The 24,020-nt window shown below is 50.6% G+C and carries 18 protein-coding genes; 13 read left to right on the top strand and 5 right to left on the bottom strand.

Annotated elements, in window-relative coordinates; translation table 11 throughout:
* Positions 1–6: 6 nt before the first annotated feature.
* The 5 genes from rarA to OGX92_RS23165 all read left to right on the top strand — a co-directional run bounded on the left by rarA (position 7) and on the right by OGX92_RS23165 (position 6,909).
* Positions 7–1,350 (top strand): replication-associated recombination protein RarA, encoded by a 1,344-nt coding sequence (rarA, locus tag OGX92_RS23185; RefSeq protein WP_286587137.1) that lies wholly within the window; start codon positions 7–9, stop codon positions 1,348–1,350.
* A 92-nt stretch (positions 1,351–1,442) separates the two neighbouring features.
* Positions 1,443–2,735, top strand: coding sequence for a serine--tRNA ligase (gene serS / locus OGX92_RS23180; RefSeq protein WP_286587135.1), 1,293 nt, complete (start codon positions 1,443–1,445; stop codon positions 2,733–2,735).
* Between the two features lie 236 nt (positions 2,736–2,971).
* Positions 2,972–5,416 carry a dimethylsulfoxide reductase subunit A gene (gene dmsA, locus OGX92_RS23175; RefSeq protein ID WP_286587134.1) on the top strand — a complete coding sequence of 815 codons (2,445 nt, stop codon included), beginning with the start codon at positions 2,972–2,974 and terminating at the stop codon, positions 5,414–5,416.
* Positions 5,417–5,426: 10 nt separating this feature from the next.
* Positions 5,427–6,044 carry a dimethylsulfoxide reductase iron-sulfur subunit DmsB gene (gene dmsB, locus OGX92_RS23170; protein WP_003831905.1) on the top strand — a complete coding sequence of 206 codons (618 nt, stop codon included), beginning with the start codon at positions 5,427–5,429 and terminating at the stop codon, positions 6,042–6,044.
* Between the two features lies 1 nt (position 6,045).
* Entirely contained in the window at positions 6,046–6,909 is an 864-nt protein-coding gene (locus OGX92_RS23165; RefSeq protein ID WP_003831906.1) for a dimethyl sulfoxide reductase anchor subunit family protein, read from the top strand.
* 110 nt (positions 6,910–7,019) lie between these two features.
* Here OGX92_RS23165 and ycaC read toward each other — a convergent pair whose 3' ends face one another.
* Positions 7,020–7,646: an isochorismate family cysteine hydrolase YcaC gene (ycaC, locus tag OGX92_RS23160; RefSeq protein WP_003035746.1), complete on the bottom strand. Its 627-nt coding sequence runs from the start codon at positions 7,644–7,646 to the stop codon at positions 7,020–7,022.
* A gap of 385 nt (positions 7,647–8,031) precedes the next feature.
* On the opposite strand from ycaC, the gene OGX92_RS23155 reads away from it, so the two are divergent.
* A complete protein-coding gene (locus OGX92_RS23155) occupies positions 8,032–9,180 on the top strand; it encodes an MFS transporter (RefSeq protein WP_003831907.1) in 1,149 nt (382 codons plus the stop codon).
* 213 nt (positions 9,181–9,393) lie between these two features.
* The gene (locus tag OGX92_RS23150) at positions 9,394–10,815 is read left to right on the top strand and encodes an amino acid permease (RefSeq protein ID WP_003035749.1); all 1,422 of its coding nucleotides are present in this window, start codon (positions 9,394–9,396) and stop codon (positions 10,813–10,815) included.
* Positions 10,816–10,933: 118 nt separating this feature from the next.
* Here the strand turns inward: OGX92_RS23150 and pflA are convergent, their stop codons facing one another.
* The 4 genes from pflA to ycaO form a co-directional block, all read right to left on the bottom strand.
* Positions 10,934–11,674 carry a pyruvate formate lyase 1-activating protein gene (pflA, locus tag OGX92_RS23145; RefSeq protein WP_003035751.1) on the bottom strand — a complete coding sequence of 247 codons (741 nt, stop codon included), beginning with the start codon at positions 11,672–11,674 and terminating at the stop codon, positions 10,934–10,936.
* A gap of 310 nt (positions 11,675–11,984) precedes the next feature.
* The gene (gene pflB / locus OGX92_RS23140) at positions 11,985–14,267 is read right to left on the bottom strand and encodes a formate C-acetyltransferase (protein WP_003035753.1); all 2,283 of its coding nucleotides are present in this window, start codon (positions 14,265–14,267) and stop codon (positions 11,985–11,987) included.
* 59 nt (positions 14,268–14,326) lie between these two features.
* Positions 14,327–15,184, bottom strand: coding sequence for a formate transporter FocA (gene focA, locus OGX92_RS23135; protein ID WP_003831909.1), 858 nt, complete (start codon positions 15,182–15,184; stop codon positions 14,327–14,329).
* A gap of 404 nt (positions 15,185–15,588) precedes the next feature.
* A complete protein-coding gene (gene ycaO, locus OGX92_RS23130; RefSeq protein WP_020996515.1) occupies positions 15,589–17,349 on the bottom strand; it encodes a 30S ribosomal protein S12 methylthiotransferase accessory factor YcaO in 1,761 nt (586 codons plus the stop codon).
* Between the two features lie 136 nt (positions 17,350–17,485).
* Here ycaO and OGX92_RS23125 point away from each other — a divergent pair, with 136 nt between their 5' ends.
* From OGX92_RS23125 to ihfB, 6 genes are all read left to right on the top strand, one after another.
* On the top strand, positions 17,486–18,178 hold the full coding sequence (locus tag OGX92_RS23125; protein WP_003831913.1) for a DUF421 domain-containing protein: 693 nt from the start codon (positions 17,486–17,488) through the stop codon (positions 18,176–18,178).
* A gap of 212 nt (positions 18,179–18,390) precedes the next feature.
* The gene (gene serC / locus OGX92_RS23120; RefSeq protein ID WP_063940621.1) at positions 18,391–19,479 is read left to right on the top strand and encodes a 3-phosphoserine/phosphohydroxythreonine transaminase; all 1,089 of its coding nucleotides are present in this window, start codon (positions 18,391–18,393) and stop codon (positions 19,477–19,479) included.
* A gap of 69 nt (positions 19,480–19,548) precedes the next feature.
* Positions 19,549–20,832, top strand: a complete 1,284-nt coding sequence (aroA, locus tag OGX92_RS23115) for a 3-phosphoshikimate 1-carboxyvinyltransferase (protein WP_003831919.1) — start codon at positions 19,549–19,551, stop codon at positions 20,830–20,832.
* A gap of 171 nt (positions 20,833–21,003) precedes the next feature.
* A complete protein-coding gene (gene cmk, locus OGX92_RS23110) occupies positions 21,004–21,687 on the top strand; it encodes a (d)CMP kinase (RefSeq protein WP_003831921.1) in 684 nt (227 codons plus the stop codon).
* Between the two features lie 113 nt (positions 21,688–21,800).
* Positions 21,801–23,474, top strand: coding sequence for a 30S ribosomal protein S1 (rpsA, locus tag OGX92_RS23105; protein ID WP_003035776.1), 1,674 nt, complete (start codon positions 21,801–21,803; stop codon positions 23,472–23,474).
* 159 nt (positions 23,475–23,633) lie between these two features.
* Positions 23,634–23,918, top strand: coding sequence for an integration host factor subunit beta (gene ihfB / locus OGX92_RS23100; RefSeq protein ID WP_003035780.1), 285 nt, complete (start codon positions 23,634–23,636; stop codon positions 23,916–23,918).
* The last annotated feature ends 102 nt before the right edge of the window (positions 23,919–24,020 follow it).

The following is a 24,020-nucleotide window of genomic DNA, read 5'->3' as shown; positions in this document are numbered from 1 at the left end:
GTGTGAGTGAGCAATCTGTCGCTCGACTTTTCTGATAATACCTTTCAGCCACTGGCCGCACGTATGCGGCCAGAAAATTTAGCGCAGTACATCGGCCAGCAGCATCTGCTGGCTGCGGGTAAACCCTTGCCACGCGCCATCGAGGCCGGGCACCTGCACTCCATGATTTTATGGGGGCCGCCGGGGACGGGGAAAACCACGCTTGCCGAAGTTATTGCCCGTTACGCTAACGCCGATGTTGAACGAATTTCGGCAGTTACCTCTGGCGTAAAAGAAATTCGTGAAGCGATTGAGCGTGCGCGTCAGAATCGTAACGCGGGCCGGCGTACGATCCTGTTTGTGGATGAAGTTCACCGTTTTAATAAAAGCCAACAGGATGCGTTTTTACCGCATATTGAAGACGGTACCATCACGTTTATTGGCGCAACCACTGAAAACCCCTCGTTTGAGCTGAACTCGGCGCTGCTGTCGCGTGCGCGCGTTTACTTATTGAAATCGTTAACCACCGACGATATTGAACAGGTGCTGGACCAGGCGATGTCAGACAAAGCGCGGGGTTACGGCGCCCAGGATATCGTACTGCCTCCAGAGACGCGTCGGGCGATTGCTGAACTGGTGAATGGCGACGCGCGGCGAGCGCTGAATACGCTGGAAATGATGGCCGATATGGCCGAAGTTGATGATTCTGGCAAGCGCGTATTGAAACCAGAATTGCTCACTGAAATTGCCGGTGAGCGCAGCGCACGCTTTGATAACAAAGGCGATCGTTTTTACGATCTCATCTCCGCATTACATAAGTCGGTTCGCGGCAGTGCTCCGGATGCAGCGCTTTATTGGTATGCACGCATCATTAGTGCAGGCGGTGACCCGCTGTATGTTGCTCGTCGCTGTCTGGCGATTGCCTCTGAAGATGTGGGCAATGCCGACCCTCGCGCCATGCAGGTGGCAATTTCCGCATGGGACTGCTTTACCCGCGTGGGACCCGCGGAAGGTGAACGAGCGATTGCTCAGGCGATTGTTTATCTGGCCTGCGCGCCGAAAAGTAATGCGGTTTACACCGCCTTCAAAGCCGCGCTGGCTGATGCCCGCGAACGTCCGGATTACGACGTGCCGGTCCACCTGCGCAATGCGCCAACTAAGCTGATGAAAGAAATGGGCTATGGTCAGGAGTATCGTTACGCCCATGATGAACCAAATGCCTATGCCGCCGGAGAAGAGTACTTCCCGCAGGAAATGGCACAAACGCGCTATTATCACCCCACAAACAGAGGTCTTGAAGGCAAGATTGGCGAAAAGCTCGCCTGGCTCGCCGGACAGGATCAAAATAGCCCTATAAAACGCTACCGTTAGTGTTATCGTTGCGGTAATGTTGTCTCTGTATCCCTGTGACCGCAGGCTGTGGTCACTTTCTCCTATTTTAATTCGATAAGCACAGGATAAGCATGCTCGATCCCAATCTGCTGCGTAATGAGCCAGACGCAGTCGCAGAAAAACTGGCAAGCCGGGGCTTTAAGCTGGATGTAGATAAGCTGCGCGCTCTTGAAGAGCGTCGTAAAGTTCTGCAGGTACAAACTGAAAACCTGCAGGCAGAGCGTAACTCTCGATCGAAATCCATCGGCCAGGCAAAAGCGCGCGGGGAAGATATCGAGTCTTTACGTCTGGAAGTGAACAAACTGGGCGAAGAGCTGGATGCCGCGAAAGCTGAACTTGATACCTTACAGGCCGAGATCCGCGACATTGCGCTGACCATTCCTAACCTGCCAGCGGACGACGTTCCGGTGGGTAAAGATGAAAATGACAACGTTGAAGTCAGCCGTTGGGGTACTCCGCGTGAGTTTGATTTCGAAGTGCGCGATCACGTTACCTTGGGTGAAATGCACACGGGTCTTGATTTTGCCGCTGCGGTTAAGCTGACCGGCTCTCGTTTCGTCGTGATGAAAGGGCAGATCGCGCGCATGCACCGTGCGCTGTCTCAGTTCATGCTGGATCTGCATACCGAGCAGCATGGTTACAGCGAAAACTACGTTCCGTATCTGGTTAACCATGACACGCTGTACGGAACAGGGCAACTGCCGAAATTTGCTGGCGATCTGTTCCACACCCGTCCGCTGGATGAAGAAGCTGACAGCAGCAACTATGCGCTGATCCCAACGGCAGAAGTTCCGCTGACTAACCTGGTTCGCGACGAAATCATTGACGAAGATGCGCTGCCGATCAAAATGACCGCGCATACGCCGTGCTTCCGTTCTGAAGCAGGTTCTTACGGTCGTGATACCCGTGGTCTGATCCGTATGCACCAGTTCGATAAAGTTGAAATGGTGCAGATCGTTCGCCCGGAAGACTCTATGGACGCGCTGGAAGAAATGACCGGCCATGCCGAGAAGGTTCTTCAGCTGCTGGGCCTGCCGTACCGTAAGATCATCCTGTGCACAGGCGACATGGGCTTCGGCGCATGCAAAACGTACGATCTGGAAGTGTGGATCCCGGCGCAGAACACCTATCGCGAAATCTCCTCTTGCTCCAACGTGTGGGATTTCCAGGCTCGCCGTATGCAGGCGCGTTGCCGCAGCAAATCCGACAAAAAGACCCATTTAGTACATACGCTGAACGGTTCCGGTCTGGCGGTTGGACGTACGCTGGTTGCGGTGATGGAAAACTATCAGCAGGCTGATGGCCGTATTCAGGTTCCGGAAGTGTTACGCCCGTACATGAATGGCCTGGAATTTATCGGCTAAGCTACCTTTCTTTGCTAAAAAAGCGCCTTAGGGCGCTTTTTTTATGCCCGTTTGACGTCGGACAATAACGCCTACCTCCATAGGAGTAATACTGCCTTCGAATGAAAGTCAGTATTTATCTCTGTCTTTTCGCAAATTCGGTATCTACCAGTCTGTATATCGACATATACGCTATATAAAAATCTACATAACGAGTATTTCTCTTTTGTTTATTGTGAGCAGCAGAGTGAGCCACTATGAAAACTAAGATCCCCGATGCCATGCTGGCAGCTGAGGTTAGTCGCCGAGGTTTGGTGAAAACGACGGCGATAGGCGGACTGGCGGCGGCCAGTAGCGCGTTTACCCTGCCATTTACCCGTATTGCAAATGCTGCAGAAGCCCTTAATCCGACACCGGCCAATGAGAAAGTCATATGGAGCGCGTGTACGGTGAACTGTGGTAGCCGCTGTCCTCTGCGTATGCACGTGGTAGACGGTGAAATAAAGTATGTTGAAACCGACAACACCGGTGATGACAACTATGACGGCTTGCACCAGGTACGCGCCTGTCTGCGTGGTCGCTCCATGCGTCGTCGCGTTTATAATCCCGACCGTCTGAAATACCCGATGAAACGCGTCGGTAAACGTGGTGAAGGGAAATTTGAGCGCATCAGCTGGGATGAAGCCTACGATATCATTGCCAGCAATATGCAGCGTCTTATCAAAGACTACGGCAACGAGTCTATCTACCTGAACTACGGCACAGGTACGCTGGGCGGCACCCTGACACGCTCCTGGCCGCCAGGCAAAACACTGGTGGCACGGTTGATGAACTGCTGTGGCGGCTACCTGAACCACTACGGTGACTACTCTTCAGCGCAAATCGCTGCCGGGTTGAACTACACATACGGCGGCTGGGCAGACGGTAACAGCCCGTCCGACATTGAAAACAGCAAGCTGGTGGTTCTGTTCGGGAATAACCCAGGTGAAACCCGTATGAGCGGGGGTGGGGTAACCTATTACCTTGAACAGGCGCGACAAAAATCCAATGCCCGCATGATTATTATCGATCCTCGCTACACGGATACCGGCGCGGGTCGTGAAGATGAATGGATCCCGATCCGCCCAGGTACCGATGCGGCATTGGTGAATGGTCTGGCGTATGTGCTGATCACCGAAAACATGGTTGATCAACCGTTCCTTGATAAATACTGCGTGGGTTACGACGAGAAAACCTTACCGGCCGACGCACCGAAAAACGGTCACTATAAGGCGTATATTCTTGGGCAGGGCAAAGACGGTATCGCCAAGACCCCGGAATGGGCAGCGCAAATTACCGGTATTCCTGCTGATCGAATCGTCAAACTGGCCCGTGAAATCGGTAGCGCTAAACCGGCATATATCAGTCAGGGGTGGGGACCGCAGCGCCATGCTAACGGTGAAATAGCGACCCGTGCCATTTCTATGCTGGCAATCCTTACCGGTAACGTTGGGATTAACGGCGGCAACAGTGGGGCGCGTGAGGGCTCATACAGTTTGCCGTTTGAACGTATGCCTACGCTGGAAAACCCAGTCGAAACCAGCATCTCTATGTTTATGTGGACGGACGCCATTGAGCGAGGTCCGGAGATGACGGCGCTGCGTGACGGTGTTCGTGGTAAAGATAAACTCGATGTTCCGATTAAGATGATCTGGAACTATGCCGGTAACTGTCTGATTAACCAGCACTCTGATATCAACCGCACACATGAAATCCTACAGGATGATAAGAAGTGCGAGATGATCGTTGTCATCGACTGTCATATGACCTCCTCGGCGAAATACGCGGATATTTTGCTGCCGGACTGCACCGCTTCGGAGCAGATGGACTTCGCACTGGATGCCTCCTGCGGAAATATGTCGTATGTGATTTTCACCGATCAGGCGATCAAACCACGCTTCGAATGCAAGACTATCTACCAGATGACCAGTGAGCTGGCGAAACGCCTTGGTGTTGAGCAGCAGTTTACAGAAGGTCGTACTCAGGAAGAGTGGATGCGTCATCTGTACGAGCAGTCGCGAAAAGCCATTCCTGAACTGCCAACGTTTGAAGAATTCCGCAAGCAGGGGATCTTTAAACAGCGCGACCCACAGGGACATCACGTGGCCTACAAGGCGTTCCGTGAGGATCCTAACGTCAATCCGCTGACCACGCCGTCAGGTAAGATCGAAATTTATTCGCAGCAGCTTGCCGAGATCGCGTCAACCTGGGAACTGCCGGAAGGTGATGTGATTGATCCACTGCCGATTTATACCCCAGGCTTTGAGAGCTTAAACGATCCGCTGGTGGAGAAATTCCCTCTGCAGTTGACCGGCTTCCACTATAAGTCTCGCGTCCACTCGACCTATGGCAACGTGGATGTTCTGAAAGCATCCTGCCGTCAGGAAATGTGGATCAACCCGATGGATGCACAGCGACGCGGCATTAACAACGGCGACAAGGTGCGCATCTTTAACGATCGTGGTGAAGTGCACATCGAGGCGAAAGTAACGCCGCGTATGATGCCTGGCGTGGTGGCATTGGGCGAAGGGGCGTGGTATGACCCGGACGCAAAACGCGTGGACCAGGGCGGTTGTATTAACGTCCTGACGACCCAGCGTCCGTCTCCTCTCGCGAAGGGGAACCCGTCACACACGAACCTTGTTCAGGTTGAAAAGGTGTAAGGAGTAACCGATGACAACCCAGTATGGATTTTTTATTGATTCCAGCCGTTGCACCGGTTGCAAAACCTGCGAACTGGCGTGCAAAGATTTCAAAAATTTAACCCCTGAAGTCAGCTTTCGCCGCATTTATGAGTACGCGGGCGGTGACTGGCAGGAAGACAACGGCGTCTGGCATCAGAACGTCTTTGCCTATTACCTCTCCATTGCGTGTAACCACTGTGAAGACCCGGCCTGTACCAAAGTGTGTCCGAGCGGTGCGATGCACAAACGTGAAGATGGCTTTGTCGTTGTCGATGAAGATGTGTGCATCGGCTGTCGCTATTGCCACATGGCCTGTCCTTACGGCGCACCACAGTATAATGCTGACAAAGGACATATGACCAAATGCGATGGTTGCCATGAGCGCGTCGCTGAAGGTAAGAAACCTATTTGCGTCGAGTCCTGTCCACTGCGTGCGCTGGATTTTGGCCCAATTGATGAACTGCGCAAAAAACACGGTACTTTGGCTGCGGTTGCGCCATTGCCGGGCGCGCACTTTACCAAACCGAGCATTGTTATCAAACCTAACGCCAATAGCCGCCCGACCGGCGATACCACAGGTTATCTGGCTAATCCGAAGGAGGTGTAAGATGGGAAGTGGATGGCATGAATGGCCGCTGATGATCTTCACGGTCTTCGGGCAGTGTGTGGTTGGCGGTTTTATCGTTCTGGCGCTGGCGTTGATGAAAGGGGGCTTACGCCCAGAATCGCAGCAACGCGTAATTACCTGCATGTTTGGGCTGTGGGTATTAATGGGCATTGGATTTATTGCTTCCATGCTCCATTTGGGCTCACCGATGCGCGCCTTTAACTCACTCAATCGAGTTGGGTCATCTGCGTTGAGTAACGAAATTGCCAGCGGCTCACTCTTCTTTGCCGTTGGCGGTATCGGCTGGCTGCTGGCTATGTTGAAGAAAATGTCGCCCGCATTACGCAATCTGTGGTTAGTTGTTACCATGGTGCTGGGTGTGGTTTTTGTCTGGATGATGGTGCGCGTGTATAACACCATCGATACCGTACCGACCTGGTACAGCGTCTGGACACCGCTGGGCTTCTTCCTGACGATGTTTATGGGCGGTCCGCTGCTGGGATATCTGTTACTGAGAATTGCTGGCGTGGATGGTTGGGCGATGCGTCTGCTGCCGGCTATATCAGTGCTTGCTCTGGTCGTGAGCGCCATCATGTCGGTAATGCAGGGGACTGAACTGGCGACAATCCACAGTTCGATTCAACAGGCCTCTGCGCTGGTTCCGGATTACGGTTCGCTGATGGCGTGGCGGATTGTGGCACTGGCCTTAGCGCTATGCTGCTGGATAGTACCGCAAGTGAAGGGTTACCAGCCTGCCGTTCCGTTGCTTTCTGTCGCGTTTATTCTGCTGTTAGTCGGCGAGCTGATTGGTCGTGGCGTGTTCTACGGGCTGCATATGACCGTCGGTATGGCGGTGGCGAGTTAATCCATAATATGCCGGATGGCGGCTCGTGCTTTATCAAGCCTACAATATCCGTAGGCCTTAAAGCTGCGCGCTATCCGGCTACATGTCAGGCCAGGGTTTTGCCCCAGTCTTTACTTCTGCTTAGTTAACGTGTCATAGCTGGTCATCAGATTGCGATAATCCGGAATGTGATTAGAGAACAACGTCGCCAGACCTTCGATATCGTTGCGCCAGTCGCGGTGCAGTTCGCATGCTACTCCGAACCATGTCATCAATTGAGCGCCTGCTTGAGACATCCGATCCCATGCTGAATGGCGGGTAATTTCATTAAACGTGCCTGAAGCATCGGTGACAACAAAGACGTCAAAACCTTCTTCAATAGCCGAGAGCGCTGGGAAAGCGACGCAAACTTCCGTCACGACACCAGCGATAATCAGCTGCTTTTTGCCGGTCGCTTTTACTGCTTTCACGAAATCTTCGTTATCCCATGCGTTAATGTTTCCTGGGCGAGCAATGTAGGGCGCATCGGGAAATTGAGCTTTCAGTTCCGGTACCAGCGGTCCGTTTGGTCCTGTCTCAAAACTGGTTGTCAGAATGGTTGGGAGGTTGAAGTATTTTGCTAAGTCACCGAGCGCAAGCACGTTGTTTTTAAATTTATCGGGATCGATATCCCGAACCAGAGAGAGCAGGCCAGCCTGATGGTCGACCAGCAGTACTGCCGCATTGTCTTTATCAAGTCTTACGTAAGGTTTAGTCATGGTATTTCTCCTGTTCAGTATCAGTGAGGGAAATTTGATGAGTTTAAGTCTACGAAAAGAACGATATTTGGATTAGATAGATAAATAGGAACTCACTGTTCTATTTTGAAGACAATGCAGCTCAGCATCCCGCATAGAGTTTAGTAAGAAATAAAAGTAAGGGGAGTCCATGAAATTTTTCGACTGAACGTAACGCGAGATTTTTGTTTTAGATCAATAAAAACAAGCAGATGTGTTTTTGTGTTTTTTATCTATTCACATTAAGAATCAGTAATGCAAATCGATCGACCAGAAAGCGCCTCAGCCCTCTGATTCCGCCGATTGACAATGTTTTTAGCAGTGGCATGATGCGCATGAAATTTGAACTTCCTCACGGTTTTTATTCATGTCCACGTATACCCGTCCCGTCATGCTATTGCTGTGCGGGCTACTTCTGTTGACCCTGGCGATCGCCGTGTTAAACACGCTCGTCCCGCTTTGGCTCGCCCATGAAAATCTGCCCACCTGGCAGGTAGGCGTGGTGAGCTCGTCTTACTTTACCGGTAATCTGGTAGGGACGTTGCTGACAGGTTATTTAATAAAACACCTTGGTTTTAATCGCAGCTATTACATCGCCTCGCTTATTTTCGCCGCGGGCTGTGTCGGGCTGGGGATTATGGTGGGATTCTGGAGCTGGATGACATGGCGTTTTATCGCCGGTGTTGGCTGCGCCATGATCTGGGTGGTCGTGGAAAGCGCGCTGATGTGCAGCGGGACGTCCCGTAATCGCGGACGGTTACTTGCCGCCTATATGATGATCTATTATGTGGGAACGTTTTTAGGCCAACTGCTGGTTAGTAAAGTATCAACAGAATTGATGAACGTCCTGCCGTGGGTGACGGGTACTATCCTGGCGGGTGTTTTGCCACTGCTCTTTACGCGCATTGCTAATCAGCAGGGCGATGAACAGCAGTCTACGCCTATTGTCTCCATGCTGAGGTTGCGTCAGGCGCGCTTGGGCGTTAATGGCTGCATTATTTCCGGGATCGTGCTGGGGTCTTTGTATGGCCTGATGCCGCTGTATCTCAACCATCAGGGGGTGAGCAACGCCAGCATTGGTTTCTGGATGGCGGTCCTGGTAAGTGCCGGTATTCTGGGTCAATGGCCGATTGGCCGTCTGGCGGACAAGCTGGGACGTCTGCTGGTTTTACGCGTTCAGGTCTTCGTGGTGATCGTCGGGAGTATCGCCATGCTGAACCAGGCGGCGATGGCGCCCGCGTTGTTTATGTTGGGTGCGGCAGGCTTTACCCTCTACCCGGTCGCGATGGCCTGGGCCTGTGAAAAGGTGGAACATCATCAGCTGGTCGCCATGAATCAGGCATTGTTATTGAGCTATACCGTGGGCAGCCTGCTGGGACCTTCATTTACTGCGATGCTGATGCAGAATTATTCAGATAGCCTGCTGTTTATCATGATCGCCAGCGTATCGTTTATTTATTTACTGATGCTGTTGCGTAAGACGGGCCATACGCCTAATTCTATTGCGCACATTTGACCTGATTTAACAGAATATGAACAGGTTCCCATACATACTGTTTATGTATGCTTTATGGGAACCTGCATTATTTAATTGCACATGTCTGTCCTGAAAATAAAGTGTGCAGAAGGTTATAGTTTTACATCCTGCCGTTTCCGCTCGCTCATTTTACCGCGCATAATCCCACGCCTCATATATTGATAATCAAAAAGCTTCCACAAAGGATTGCGTATGGCTGGTGTGCAGGAAAAACAATTGCGATGGTACAACATTGCATTGATGTCATTTATTACCGTCTGGGGTTTTGGTAACGTCGTCAACAACTATGCTAATCAGGGATTGGTTGTTGTCTCCTCCTGGATATTTATTTTCGCGCTCTATTTTATTCCTTATGCGTTGATCGTCGGGCAGCTTGGCTCAACCTTTAAAGAGGGTAAAGGCGGCGTCAGTACCTGGATTAAACATACCATGGGGCCAGGGTTGGCCTATCTTGCTGCCTGGACCTATTGGGTTGTGCATATACCTTATCTGGCGCAAAAACCGCAGGCTATTCTGATTGCGCTGGGATGGGCGCTGAAGGGCGATGGTTCGTTGATTAAAGAGTACACCGTCGTGGCGTTGCAGGGACTAACGCTGGCGCTGTTTGTCTTTTTCATGTGGGTTGCGTCCCGTGGCATGAAGTCACTGAAAATTGTTGGGTCAGTTGCTGGCATCGCGATGTTTGTGATGTCCATTTTGTATGTCGTGATGGCGGTAACCGCGCCTGCAATTACGGATGTGCAAATAGCGACAACCAATATCACCTGGGAATCGTTTATCCCGCACATCGATTTTACCTACATTACTACGATCTCCATGCTGGTCTTTGCTGTGGGCGGTGCGGAGAAAATTTCGCCATACGTTAATCAGACACGTAATCCGGGCAAAGAATTTCCAAAAGGGATGCTCGTTCTGGCTGTTATGGTAGCGGTATGCGCGATTCTCGGGTCGCTGGCTATGGGAATGATGTTTGACTCCCGGCATATTCCAGATGACCTGATGACGAATGGTCAATATTACGCCTTCCAGAAATTGGGTGAGTATTATGGTATGGGTAATTCGCTGATGGTTATTTACGCGATTGCCAATACGCTGGGACAGATTGCGGCATTGGTATTTTCTATTGATGCACCGCTTAAAGTTCTTCTGGGTGATGCTGATCGTAAATATATTCCCGAGAGCCTGTGTAAAACCAACGCTTCCGGTACGCCGGTCAATGGTTATATTCTGACGCTGGTGCTGGTAGCGATTCTGATTATGTTGCCAACACTGGGAATTGGCGACATGAACAACCTGTATAAATGGCTATTGAATCTTAACTCTGTCGTGATGCCATTGCGTTATTTATGGGTATTTGTGGCGTTCATTGCTGTTATTCGCCTGGCGCAAAAATATAAATCGGAATATGTCTTTATTCGCAACCGCTCGCTTGCGATGACCGTGGGGATCTGGTGCTTTGCCTTTACCGCATTTGCCTGTCTGACCGGGATCTTCCCGAAAATGGAAGCCTTTACCCCTGAGTGGACATTCCAGCTCACGCTGAATATCGTGACGCCATTTGTGCTGGTTGGACTGGGATTGATTTTCCCGCTACTGGCGAGAAGAGGGCGCTAAAGACGAGGGCAGGAGATAGCGTCGCTTTCTCCTGTTAACCGCGCCTTCGACTCAAATATTGTCGCTTATATAGCAAAACGGCTGCCGTTCAGGGCAGCCGTTTCGTGGTGGCTAAAACTCAATACATCACTTTATGTCCATATTGCTCGAGAATGCCCTTCACGCGCTCCATGGTCTCTTTCTTCGGTGGTTTGACGCCATCCAGTTTGTACTCTTCGCCCATTGCCACCCATTTGTGTTTGCCCAGCTCGTGGTAAGGCAGCAGCTCGATTTTTTCAACGTTACCCATATCGCGGGTAAATTCGCCGAGGCGGTGTGCGGAGTCATCGTCATCAGACCAGCCAGGTACGACAACATAGCGGATCCACACTTTGATGTCTTTGTTTGACAGGTAACGCGCGAACTCCAGCGTGCGATGGTTAGATACGCCGACCAGATTCTGATGGATTTCATCGTTCATCTGTTTGAGATCGAGCATGACCAGGTCGGTGACTTCCAGCAACTCATCGATCACCGGATCGTAGCGGCGAACAAAACCGTTGGTATCCAGACAGGTATGAATACCTTCTTTTTTACAAGCGCGGAACCAGTCACGTACGAATTCAGCTTGCAGGATAGCTTCGCCGCCAGACGCCGTCACGCCGCCGCCGGATGCGTTCATAAAGTGGCGATAGGTCACCACCTCTTTCATTAATTCGTCGACGGTGACTTCTTTACCGCCGTGTGTATCCCACGTGTCGCGGTTATGGCAATACAGGCAGCGCATCAGGCAGCCCTGAAAGAAGGTAATAAAGCGGATGCCCGGGCCATCAACAGTGCCACAGGATTCAAAGGAGTGAATGCGACCAATAACTGACATTGCGGTGTTTCTCCAGGTGTGGCCCATCCGGGGCCAGTGTTAGTGCACAGTTATTAACTGTGTCGAGTCTGTTTTGGCTGCTATCCATACTTTTCGTCTTTCAAGCTGCATCTTTGTTAGCTTCCTTCGCTCACCCCAGTCACCTACTTCTGTACGCTCCAGGGGATTCACTCCGTTGCCGCCTCAATGCACCTCGAAATCCATCGAGTATATAAGTATAGATAGCTGACAAAGCAGGCTATTAAAAAGGCCCCACTTACGTGGAGCCTTTATTGTACGCTTTTTAAAGTACGATTTCAGTCAAAACCAATTACATGGTCTGAGTGAAGGTACGAGTAATAACGTCCTGCTGCTGTTCTTTAGTCAGGGAGTTAAAACGTACTGCGTAGCCAGAAACACGGATGGTCAGCTGCGGATATTTTTCCGGATGTTCCATCGCATCCAGCAGCATTTCGCGGTTCATGACGTTCACGTTCAGGTGCTGACCACCTTCGATGGACGCTTCGTGATGGAAGTAACCATCCATCAGACCAGCCAGGTTGGTCTTACGAACTTCGTCGTCTTTACCCAGAGCGTTCGGAACGATAGAGAAGGTGTAAGAAATACCATCTTTAGCGTAAGCAAACGGCAGTTTAGCAACGGAGGTCAGAGAGGCAACAGCACCTTTCTGGTCACGACCGTGCATTGGGTTAGCACCCGGTCCGAACGGCGCGCCAGCACGACGACCATCTGGGGTATTACCAGTTTTCTTACCATAAACCACGTTAGAGGTGATGGTCAGAACAGACTGAGTCGGGATAGCGTTACGATAAGTAGTCAGTTTCTGAATTTTCTTCATGAAACGTTCTACCAGGTCAACCGCCATGTCATCAACGCGAGAGTCGTTGTTACCAAACTGCGGGTATTCGCCTTCGATTTCGAAGTCGATAGCCAGACCGTCTTCGTCACGAATCGGTTTAACTTTCGCATATTTGATTGCAGACAGGGAGTCAGCAGCAACGGACAGACCAGCGATACCACACGCCATGGTGCGGATAACGTCACGGTCGTGCAGCGCCATCAGAGAGGCTTCGTAGCTGTACTTGTCGTGCATGTAGTGGATAACGTTCAGCGCGGTGACGTACTGTTTAGCCAGCCAATCCATGAAGTGATCCATGCGGTCCATAACTTCGTCGAAGTTCAGAACGTCGCCTTTGATCGGTTCAGATTTAGGACCAACCTGCATTTTCAGTTTTTCATCAACGCCACCGTTGATTGCGTACAGCATGGTTTTTGCCAGGTTTGCACGCGCACCGAAGAACTGCATTTGTTTACCAACAACCATCGGGCTTACGCAGCAAGCGATAGCGTAGTCGTCGTTGTTGAAGTCCGGACGCATCAGGTCATCGTTCTCGTACTGCAGAGAAGAGGTGTCGATGGACACTTTAGCGGCGAATTTCTTGAAGTTCAGAGGCAGTTTTTCAGACCACAGAACAGTGATGTTCGGCTCCGGAGAAGGACCCATGGTGTACAGGGTGTTCAGGAAGCGGAAGCTGTTTTTGGTAACCAGAGTACGGCCATCAACGCCCATACCACCGATTGATTCAGTTGCCCAAATCGGGTCACCGGAGAACAGTTCATCATATTCAGGAGTACGCAGGAAGCGAACCATACGCAGTTTCATGACCAGGTGGTCGATCATTTCCTGTGCGTCTTGCTCGGTGATTTTGCCTGCTTTCAGGTCACGTTCAATGTAAGCATCCAGGAAGGTGGATACGCGACCGAAGGACATTGCTGCACCGTTCTGAGATTTAACTGCGGCCAGGTAGCCGAAGTAAGTCCACTGGATAGCTTCCTGAGCGTTGGTAGCCGGACCAGAGATATCGCAGCCATATTTAGCAGCCATTTCTTTGATCTGACCCAGAGCGCGGTGCTGTTCAGCGATTTCTTCACGCAGACGGATAGTTGCTTCCAGGTTTACGCCGTTTTCCAGATCGGACTGCAGAGAGACGAACTGAGCGTATTTGTCTTTCATCAGGTAGTCGATACCGTACAGCGCAACGCGACGGTAGTCACCGATGATACGGCCACGGCCATACGCATCTGGCAGACCAGTCAGAACACCGGATTTACGGCAGTTCAGAATGTCTTTGGTGTAAACATCGAATACGCCCTGGTTGTGGGTTTTGCGGTATTCGGTGAAGATTTTTTTCAGCATCGGGTCCAGTTCGCGATTGTACGCTTTGCAGGAACCTTCAACCATTTTGATGCCGCCAAACGGAATGATCGCACGTTTCAGCGGAGCTTCAGTCTGCAGACCAACAATCTTCTCGAGCGCTTTGTTGATGTAGCCAGCGTCGTGAGAAGTGATGGTAGAAGCAACGGAGGTGTCAAAGTCAACAGGCGCGTGAGTGCGGTTTTCCTGTTTAACGCCTTCCATCACGCTGTCCCACAGTGCAGTGGTCGCATCAGTTGCGCCAGCCAGGAAGGACTCGTCACCCTCATACGGAGTGTAGTTTTTCTGAATGAAGTCACGTACGTTTACTTCATTCTGCCAATCACCTTTGGTAAAACCTTCCCAGGCTGTGGCTAACTTTTCATTAAGCTCGGACATGTAACACCTACCTTCTTAAGTGGATTTTTTATTTACTGCGTGTAATGGGCATCAACAGATTAATGATGATCGTTACCACGCAGATAAATGACCCAGTATGTCAACCCGACCAACAAACCGCCGCCGATAATGTTACCGATCGTAACCGGAATCAGGTTATCGGTGATGAAATTCATCACGGTCAGGTGAGAAAAATTCTCCGGAGAAGACCCAACTGCGGTCCAGAATTCCGGGGTGGCGAAATCGCGTATTACAATACCCATAGGGATCATAAACATGTTTGCGATACTGTGCTCAAAACCGCTGGCAACAAACATTGCGACCGGTAATACCATGATAAACGCTTTGTCCATCAGGCTGCGGCCCGAGTAACTCATCCATACGGCCAGACACACCATCAGGTTAGCCAGGATACCAAGGCTCACTGCCTCAACAAAAGTATGGTGCACTTTGTGGTCGGCTGTTTGCAGAACGTTGAGCCCCCATGCGCCGTTGGCGGTCATATACTCGCCAGAAAGCCACATGAGTAACACAAAGATCAGGGCGCCAATCAGGTTGCCGACATAAACGTTAAGCCAGTTTTTCGCTAACTGACCCCAGGTAATACGACCACTGGCTTTAGCAACGACGATCAGTACGGTTGAAGTGAAGAGGTCTGCACCGCAGACAACACAAAGGATCAGCCCCAGGGAAAAGCAGATACCACCTACTAATTTCGCCATGCCGAAAGGCATAGTACCAGTGCCGGTTGTGGCGGTGATATAGAAAACAAAGGCAATTGAAATGAATACACCGGCAGTAATTGCCAGATAGAACGTCTTAAGCGGATGTTTCGTTGCTTTATAGACGCCTGCTTCTTCGGCAACTTTGGCCATTGCAGCAGGTAGAATAAGATCAAAAGGGTTGTCAGCTTTCACACTAACTCTCTCTTTATTAAGTCGGCGACGAGATACTAACAAAGCATTATAGATGAGAATTTGATATAGATCATATCTCGCCTGGCTTATAGGCCCGTAAGACGCATGGTTTTTATGCGATTACGGTGTAACATGTTGATTATCCATATAAAAATAAATTTTAAAAATTATAAAGTGAGTTGAATTTTTTCTTTCAGCCTCCTATGGGACGGTTAATTAAAATGGAGTAATTGAGATAAAAAACCACATTAATAAGCTAATTTTTTTAATATCAACTACTAATATTTAACCTTGCCTTTACATTTATTTTTTGGTTTGACCAAAATAAAAAACGGGGCGCTTTAAGCGCCCCGTAATATAGCTCAGACAATACATTTAGCCTACTCGAGGCAAGTTGTTTGTCACTATTTTGACCAGTGTGCCGCTTTCGCGCGTTGCAATTTCTCATAGGCTTTCAGCAGAGACTGATGTGCCGGGAATGCGTGCAGATCGCTGTCTACTGGCTGAAGTCCATAAAACGGCGCTTCACCACTCAGTGCCGCACTTGCCGCTTCAACCGCCTCAGCGCCGTACATGCGGACGAATGCGTTCAGATACTGCAGCGGCTGACGGTCTTCTTCCTGAGACAGCAGCAACAATGTTTGCAGGCAGCGATAGTAGTTTGCACGTTCCGCGCTAAAGACGGAGGCGTTAAATTCCATCGTCCATTCGGTCCACACCAGGGCTTGCTCCAGATCGCCACCGGCCAGCGCCAGCATCACTTTAAGCTCGCCAATACGCAGGGTGTACCAACCGTTATCCGCACCGGTCGCCAGACCGAGCAGCTCGCGCACGCGGGTGAAGTCGTCAAAACCTTCTTCATCCAACTGTTCAATCAGATTGAGGTAGTCTTCTTTATCCCACTCACTGCCTGGCAGCGAGAGAATGGTGTCACGCAGATGGGTGCCCATAGCGTTGTTGGCTAACCACAGATCTTCTGCCGGATAGATGTCAGACATTCCCGGAACAATAATGCGGCACGCGTAAACGCCCAGGTGCTCATAGTCAGCGATATACACTTCTTTATCTTCAGCATTGAAGATGGCCATCAGGGTGGCGAACTCTTCTTCCGTGGTGCCGGAGAAATTCCAGTCAACGAACGGATAGTCGGCATCCTGCTTGAACAGATCCCAGGAGATCAGACCGCTGGAATCGATGAAGTGAGTTTCAAGGTTGGTATGTTCTGCCACTTCCTCATCGTCGAAGGTCGGTGGGGTGAAGACATCAAGATCCTTCAGACCACGGCCCTGCAGCAGTTCAGTCACGGTACGCTCCAGCGCAACGCCGAAATCCGGGTGTGCGCCGAAGGAGGCAAAGCAGGTACCGTTGGCCGGGTTGAACAGGACAACGCAAATCACCGGATACTTGCCGCCCAGCGAGCCATCGTAGGCAAAAATTGGGAAACCTTCCGCTTCCAGTGTGGCGATGGACTCCACCACTGCCGGATAGCGCGCCATCACCTCGGCCGGGATTTCCGGCAGGCTGATGCTTTCGGCGATAATACGGTTCTTCACATGGCGCTCAAAGACTTCAGACAGGCCCTGAACGCGAGCTTCGTTAGGTGTGTTACCCGCAGACATGCCGTTAGAAACATACAGATTGCCGATAATATTCATCGGAATGTAGACAGTCTGGTTATCAGATTGGCGGGTAAACGGCAGGCCGCAGACGCCACGTTCTTCATTACCAGACTGTAGATCGATAAGCATGCTGCCGGTCAGTTCGTTATCTGGATCGTAAAACGCACGCAGACGCGCATCCAGTAAACCTTCTGGAACATCGTCTTCTTCAGTCAGCGGGAACCATTTTTCGTTCGGGTAATGTACGAACGGGCCATTGGCGATAGTTTCGCCCAGCCAGAAATCCGCAAAGAAGTAGTTAGTCGACAGACGCTCAAAGTATTCGCCCAGCGCAGAAGCCAGCGCCGCTTTTTTTGTCGCGCCTTTACCGTTGGTGAAGCACAGCGCGCATTCTTTGTCGCGAATATGTACAGACCAGACGTTAGGGACGGGATTCAACCACGAAGCTTCTTCAATTTGAAAACCGAGGTCGAGCAATTTTTGCTGGAAGCGAGCGATGGAGTCTTCCAGAGCGGCATCTTTGCCGGGGATAAATGTTTGCGTCATGAAAATCACTTTTGTCGTACGGAAAGCGCGCAATGATACGGGTTTTCAATGAACGGCGCTATCGTCGCCGGAGCCCATGCGTAAATAAAAGCATTGGCTATGCTTTCTTACAGCCAATCACGTTTAGAGCATATTAATGAAAGCTTTCGATTTACACCGTATGGCGCTTGATAAGGTGCCCATGGATTTTCTGGGGGAAGTTGCGCTACGCAGCCTTTACACCTTTATATTGGTTTTTCTGTTTTTAAAAATCACCGGACGTCGTGGCGTACGCCAGATGTCGCTTTTTGAAGTCCTTATCATCCTTACGCTGGGTTCCGCCGCGGGAGACGTGGCGTTTTATGACGATGTTCCGATGCTGCCGGTGCTGGTGGTCTTTATTACTCTTGCTGTGCTGTATCGGCTGGTAATGTGGCTAATGGCACATAGTGAAAAAATGGAGGACCTGCTGGAGGGCAAACCCGTCGTGATCATTGAAGACGGCGAGCTGGCATGGTCAAAGCTCAATAGCGCCAATATGACGGAATTTGAATTCTTTATGGAACTGCGTTTGAACGGCGTGGAGCAATTGGGACAAGTGAAACTGGCTATTCTGGAGACGAATGGGCAAATCAGCGTCTACTTCTTTGCTGATGAAGACGTAAAGCCGGGGCTCAGTATTCTGCCTAAACGTTGTACGCAACGATTTAAAGTAATACCTGAAGCAGGGGACTATGCCTGCATACGTTGTAGCGAAGTGGTGCAAATGAGCGCCGGAGATCATCAATTATGTCCGCGCTGTGCAAATCCAGAATGGTCGAAGGCCAGTCGGGCAAAACGGGTTACCTGACAGCAAAAATCTCGGTTTTTACCCGTCAATCCGATAGATTCTGTTGTGTGACCGATGACACATTTTTACCCTTGCCAGTTTTACCCATTGCGGCGCGTGTCACTGAATGATAAAACCGATATCCACAGGAATAACTTATACCAATGTCTGTCACCGGATTATCGTCAATGACAGGATGTTGATTGGACAACAACACAACGTGGTGAGGGGAAATGGCTCAGGTCTTCAATTTTAGTTCAGGTCCGGCAATGTTACCGGCAGAAGTACTTAAACTGGCTCAACAGGATCTTTGTGACTGGAACGGTCTTGGCACGTCAGTGATGGAAATTAGCCACCGTGGCAAAGAGTTCATCCAGGTCGCAGAGGAAGCGGAGCAGGATTTTCGCGATCTTCTCAGCATCCCCTCCAACTATAAAGTGTTGTTCTGCCATGGTGGTGGTCGTGGGCAATTCGCGGGTATACCGTTAAATATTCTGGGCGATAAAACCACCGCGGATTACGTCGATGCCGGTTATTGGGCCGCCAGCGCAATTAAAGAAGCGAAAAAATACTGCACGCCAAACGTTATTGATGCCAAAGTCACCGTGGACGGCCTGCGTGCTGTTAAGCCGATGAGTGAATGGCAACTTTCTGATAACGCGGCATACCTGCACTATTGCCCGAACGAAACCATCGATGGCATTGCGATCGATGAAACGCCGAATTTTGCCAGCAACGTTGTGGTCACGGCGGATCTGTCCTCTACCATTCTTTCCGCACCGCTTGACGTTAGCCGTTATGGCGTAATTTATGCTGGGGCACAGAAAAATATCGGCCCGGCCGGCCTGACGATTGTCATCGTCCGTGAAGATTTGCTGGGTAAAGCTCATGTCTCATGCCCGTCAATCCTCGACTATACCGTGCTGAATGACAACGATTCCATGTTCAATACGCCGCCAACCTTTGCCTGGTATCTGTCTGGCCTGGTCTTTAAATGGCTGAAAAAGCAGGGCGGTGTTAATGCGATGGATAAAATTAACCAGCAAAAAGCGGAATTGCTCTACGGCGTAATCGATAACAGCGATTTCTACCGTAACGATGTGGCGAAATCCAACCGTTCACGCATGAACGTACCGTTCCAGCTGGCTGACAACGCATTGGATAAACTGTTCCTGGAAGAGTCTTTTGCTGCGGGCCTGCACGCGCTGAAAGGGCATCGTGTAGTCGGCGGTATGCGTGCGTCCATCTACAATGCCATGCCGCTTGAAGGTGTTAAAGCACTGACCGATTTCATGGTCGATTTCGAACGCCGCCGCGGCTAATCTGCTGTACTTTTCATCCCCACAGCTCGTCTGTGGGGTTTTTATGTCTGTTTTTGAGAGTCGAGTTTCATGGAATCCCTGACGTTACAACCCATTGCGCGGGTGGATGGCACCATCAATCTGCCTGGATCCAAAAGTGTTTCTAACCGCGCTTTGCTGCTGGCTGCATTAGCCAATGGCACCACTGTCCTGACCAATCTGCTGGACAGCGATGATGTTCGCCATATGCTCAATGCTCTGAATGCGTTAGGGATTAGCTATACCCTTTCTGCCGATCGTACCCGCTGCGAGATAGTTGGCAATGGCGGTGTGTTGCACGCAGAAGGTGCAGTTGAGCTGTTCCTTGGTAACGCCGGAACCGCAATGCGCCCTCTGGCCGCAGCGTTATGTCTGGGCAGCAATGACATCGTGCTGACGGGCGAACCGCGCATGAAAGAGCGCCCGATTGGCCATCTGGTTGATGCGCTGCGCCAGGGCGGAGCCAAAATTGACTATCTGGAGCAGGAAAACTATCCACCTTTACGTCTGCGCGGTGGCTTTACCGGAGGCCAGGTTGAGGTAGACGGTAGCGTTTCCAGCCAGTTCCTCACTGCGTTGCTGATGACTGCGCCGCTGGCGCCGCAGGATACGACGATCGCAATTAAAGGTGACCTGGTATCCAAACCTTACATTGATATTACACTGAACCTGATGAAAACGTTTGGTGTTGAAATTGAAAATCAAAACTACCAGCGCTTTGTCGTGAAGGGGCAGCAGCAGTATCAGTCACCGGGTGCATACCTGGTTGAAGGTGATGCTTCTTCCGCTTCCTATTTCCTTGCGGCGGGTGCTATTAAAGGCGGTACGGTAAAAGTTACCGGGATTGGCCGCAACAGCATGCAGGGTGATATTCGTTTTGCCGATGTACTGGAGAAAATGGGTGCAACCATTACATGGGGAGACGATTTTATTGCCTGTACTCACGGCGAGTTGAACGCAGTGGATATGGATATGAACCATATTCCTGATGCGGCGATGACCATTGCAACGGCGGCGCTGTTCGCTAAAGGCACCACGACATTACGTAATATCTACAACTGGCGCGTCAAAGAGACCGATCGTCTGTTCGCGATGGCGACGGAGTTACGCAAAGTGGGCGCGGAAGTGGAAGAGGGGCATGACTTTATCCGCATCACCCCGCCTGCAACATTGCAATTTGCGGACATCGCGACCTACAACGATCACCGCATGGCGATGTGTTTCTCGCTGGTGGCGCTGTCTGACACGCCGGTGACCATTCTTGACCCAAAATGTACCGCCAAAACCTTCCCGGATTATTTCGAACAGCTGGCTCGTATTAGTACATCTGCCTGATTTTATTGCCGCACTTTCGGGTGCGGCACATTCTGACATCTCCGATTGCCTATTTATTCTACACTCAGCTTCAATGATTCTGCATTTTTCACACAAAGATAACGATCGTTGGCGTTGGCGCGTATAATGCGCGGCGTTCACGTTAATGTACGCCCTTTTAAGGAGAAAAAGATGACGGCAATTGCCCCGGTTATTACCATTGATGGCCCAAGTGGTGCAGGTAAAGGCACCTTGTGCAAGGCAATGGCGGAAGCATTGCAGTGGCATCTGTTAGATTCAGGCGCGATCTACCGCGTACTGGCGCTCGCAGCGTTACATCACCATGTTGATGTCACATCTGAAGATGCTCTGGTACCGCTTGCCTCACACCTTGATGTGCGTTTTATCTCAACAGACGGCAACCTGGAAGTCATTCTTGAAGGTGAAGATGTCAGCGGTGAAATACGTACTCAGGAAGTAGCGAATGCCGCCTCTCAGGTTGCGGCGTTTCCCCGCGTGCGTGAAGCGTTATTACGTCGTCAACGCGCATTTCGCGAATCCCCTGGTCTGATTGCTGATGGACGTGATATGGGCACCGTGGTGTTCCCGGATGCGCCGGTGAAAATTTTTCTGGACGCCTCCTCGCAAGAACGTGCGCATAGACGTATGCTACAGTTGCAGGAGAAGGGCTTTAGTGTTAACTTTGAACGCCTTTTGGCCGAGATCGAAGAACGCGATTATCGCGATCGTAATCGTGCTGTAGCGCCGCTGGTTCCCGCTGCTGATGCTTTAGTTTTGGATTCAACCCGATTAAGCATTGAGCAAGTGATTGAAAAAGCGTTACAATACGCGCGCCAAAAACTGGCTCTCGCTTAAGTGCGACCGAATTTGCAGTACCCCCGTTGCAATGGATTGACAGCGGGTATGTTAAACAACCCCATCCGGCATGGAGCCAGGTGGACGTTAAATATGAAACCTGAAGATTAAACATGACTGAATCTTTTGCTCAACTGTTTGAAGAATCCTTAAAAGAAATCGAAACCCGTCCGGGTTCCATCGTTCGTGGTGTTGTTGTTGCTATCGACAAAGACGTAGTACTGGTTGACGCTGGTCTGAAATCTGAGTCCGCCATTCCGGCAGAGCAGTTCAAAAACGCCCAGGGCGAGCTGGAAATCCAGGTTGGTGACGAAGTTGACGTTGCTCTGGATGCAGTAGAAGACGGCTTCGGTGAAACCCTGCTGTCCCGTGAAAAAGCTAAACGTCACGAAGCTTGGATCACGCTGGAAAAAGCTTACGAAGAAGCTGCAACCGTTACTGGTGTTATCAATGGCAAAGTCAAGGGTGGCTTCACTGTTGAGCTGAATGGTATTCGTGCGTTCCTGCCGGGTTCCCTGGTAGACGTTCGTCCGGTCCGCGACACGCTGCACCTGGAAGGCAAAGAGCTTGAATTCAAAGTAATCAAGCTGGATCAGAAGCGTAACAACGTTGTTGTTTCCCGTCGTGCCGTTATCGAATCCGAAAACAGCGCAGAACGCGATCAGCTGCTGGAAAACCTGCAGGAAGGCATGGAAGTTAAAGGTATCGTTAAGAACCTCACTGACTACGGTGCATTCGTTGATCTGGGTGGCGTTGACGGCCTGCTGCACATCACCGACATGGCATGGAAACGCGTTAAGCATCCGAGCGAAATCGTAAACGTTGGCGACGAAATCACTGTTAAAGTGCTGAAGTTCGACCGCGAGCGTACTCGTGTATCTCTGGGCCTGAAACAGCTGGGCGAAGATCCATGGGTAGCTATCGCTAAGCGTTATCCGGAAGGTACCAAACTGACTGGTCGCGTGACCAACCTGACCGACTACGGCTGCTTCGTTGAAATCGAAGAAGGCGTTGAAGGCCTGGTTCACGTTTCCGAAATGGATTGGACCAACAAAAACATCCACCCGTCCAAAGTTGTTAACGTTGGCGATGTAGTGGAAGTTATGGTTCTGGATATCGACGAAGAACGTCGTCGTATCTCCCTGGGTCTGAAGCAGTGCAAAAACAACCCATGGCAGCAGTTCGCGGAAACCCACAACAAGGGTGACCGTGTTGAAGGTAAAATCAAGTCTATCACTGACTTCGGTATCTTCATCGGCCTGGACGGCGGCATCGACGGCCTGGTTCACCTGTCTGACATCTCCTGGAACGTTGCAGGCGAAGAAGCAGTTCGTGAATACAAAAAAGGCGACGAAATCGCAGCAGTTGTTCTGCAGGTTGACGCAGAGCGTGAGCGTATCTCTCTGGGCGTTAAACAGCTCGCAGAAGATCCGTTCAACAACTGGGTTGCACTGAACAAGAAAGGCGCAATCGTAAACGGTAAAGTCACTGCAGTTGACGCTAAAGGCGCAACCGTAGAACTGGCTGACGGCGTTGAAGGTTACCTGCGCGCTTCTGAAGCTTCACGTGACCGCGTTGAAGATGCAACTCTGGTTCTGAGCGTAGGCGACGACGTTGAAGCTAAATTCACCGGCGTTGATCGTAAGAACCGTGCAATCAGCCTGTCTGTTCGTGCTAAAGACGAAGCTGATGAGAAAGATGCAATCGCAACTGTTAACAAACAGGAAGATGCTAACTTCTCTAACAACGCAATGGCTGAAGCTTTCAAAGCAGCTAAAGGCGAGTAATATCGAGTGCTCTAAATCCTTTGTGCTGTTAACGGCACAAAGGGTGACGAGTAGCTTGACAGATTACAGGATTCGTCCTGTAATCAATGACAAAGGGCGGCTACGGCCGCCCTTAATCAATGCAGCAGCTAATTATGCCTTTAAGGAACCGGAGGAATCATGACCAAGTCAGAATTGATTGAAAGACTTGCAACCCAGCAACCTCATATTCCCGCGAAAGCGGTTGAAGATGCAGTTAAAGAGATGCTGGAACATATGGCCTCGACTCTTGCGCAGGGCGAGCGTATTGAAATCCGCGGTTTCGGCAGCTTCTCTTTGCATTACCGCGCACCACGTACCGGACGTAATCCGAAGACCGGCGATAAAGTGGATCTGGAAGGGAAATACGTTCCGCACTTTAAACCAGGTAAAGAATTGCGCGATCGCGCCAATATTTACGGTTAAGTTTTTAGCGAGACTTAACGCCGAGAAAAGCACCCAAATGGGTGCTTTTTTCATTTCTGTCCACCTATCCTGGAATCCTCATCCCAGTTAATTTGTACGTTA

Source organism: Citrobacter sp. Cpo089 (genome assembly GCF_030332695.1).
Classification (GTDB): Bacteria; Pseudomonadota; Gammaproteobacteria; order Enterobacterales; family Enterobacteriaceae; genus Citrobacter; species Citrobacter portucalensis.
Note: the sequence above shows the minus strand (reverse complement) of the source record. Positions and strands in the feature narration are given on the sequence as shown.

Excerpts from the sequence above, each read along its gene's own strand:
- cmk (WP_003831921.1), top strand. The coding sequence starts at position 21,004 with ATGACGGCAATTGCCCCGGTTATTACCATTGATGGCCCAAGTGGTGCA.
- OGX92_RS23150 (WP_003035749.1), top strand. The coding sequence starts at position 9,394 with ATGGCTGGTGTGCAGGAAAAACAATTGCGATGGTACAACATTGCATTG.
- OGX92_RS23155 (WP_003831907.1), top strand. The coding sequence starts at position 8,032 with ATGTCCACGTATACCCGTCCCGTCATGCTATTGCTGTGCGGGCTACTT.
- ihfB (WP_003035780.1), top strand. The coding sequence starts at position 23,634 with ATGACCAAGTCAGAATTGATTGAAAGACTTGCAACCCAGCAACCTCAT.
- ycaC (WP_003035746.1), bottom strand. The coding sequence starts at position 7,646 with ATGACTAAACCTTACGTAAGACTTGATAAAGACAATGCGGCAGTACTG.
- OGX92_RS23125 (WP_003831913.1), top strand. The coding sequence starts at position 17,486 with ATGAAAGCTTTCGATTTACACCGTATGGCGCTTGATAAGGTGCCCATG.
- pflB (WP_003035753.1), bottom strand. The coding sequence starts at position 14,267 with ATGTCCGAGCTTAATGAAAAGTTAGCCACAGCCTGGGAAGGTTTTACC.
- serS (WP_286587135.1), top strand. The coding sequence starts at position 1,443 with ATGCTCGATCCCAATCTGCTGCGTAATGAGCCAGACGCAGTCGCAGAA.
- serC (WP_063940621.1), top strand. The coding sequence starts at position 18,391 with ATGGCTCAGGTCTTCAATTTTAGTTCAGGTCCGGCAATGTTACCGGCA.
- aroA (WP_003831919.1), top strand. The coding sequence starts at position 19,549 with ATGGAATCCCTGACGTTACAACCCATTGCGCGGGTGGATGGCACCATC.
- dmsB (WP_003831905.1), top strand. The coding sequence starts at position 5,427 with ATGACAACCCAGTATGGATTTTTTATTGATTCCAGCCGTTGCACCGGT.
- rpsA (WP_003035776.1), top strand. The coding sequence starts at position 21,801 with ATGACTGAATCTTTTGCTCAACTGTTTGAAGAATCCTTAAAAGAAATC.
- pflA (WP_003035751.1), bottom strand. The coding sequence starts at position 11,674 with ATGTCAGTTATTGGTCGCATTCACTCCTTTGAATCCTGTGGCACTGTT.
- OGX92_RS23165 (WP_003831906.1), top strand. The coding sequence starts at position 6,046 with ATGGGAAGTGGATGGCATGAATGGCCGCTGATGATCTTCACGGTCTTC.
- dmsA (WP_286587134.1), top strand. The coding sequence starts at position 2,972 with ATGAAAACTAAGATCCCCGATGCCATGCTGGCAGCTGAGGTTAGTCGC.
- ycaO (WP_020996515.1), bottom strand. The coding sequence starts at position 17,349 with ATGACGCAAACATTTATCCCCGGCAAAGATGCCGCTCTGGAAGACTCC.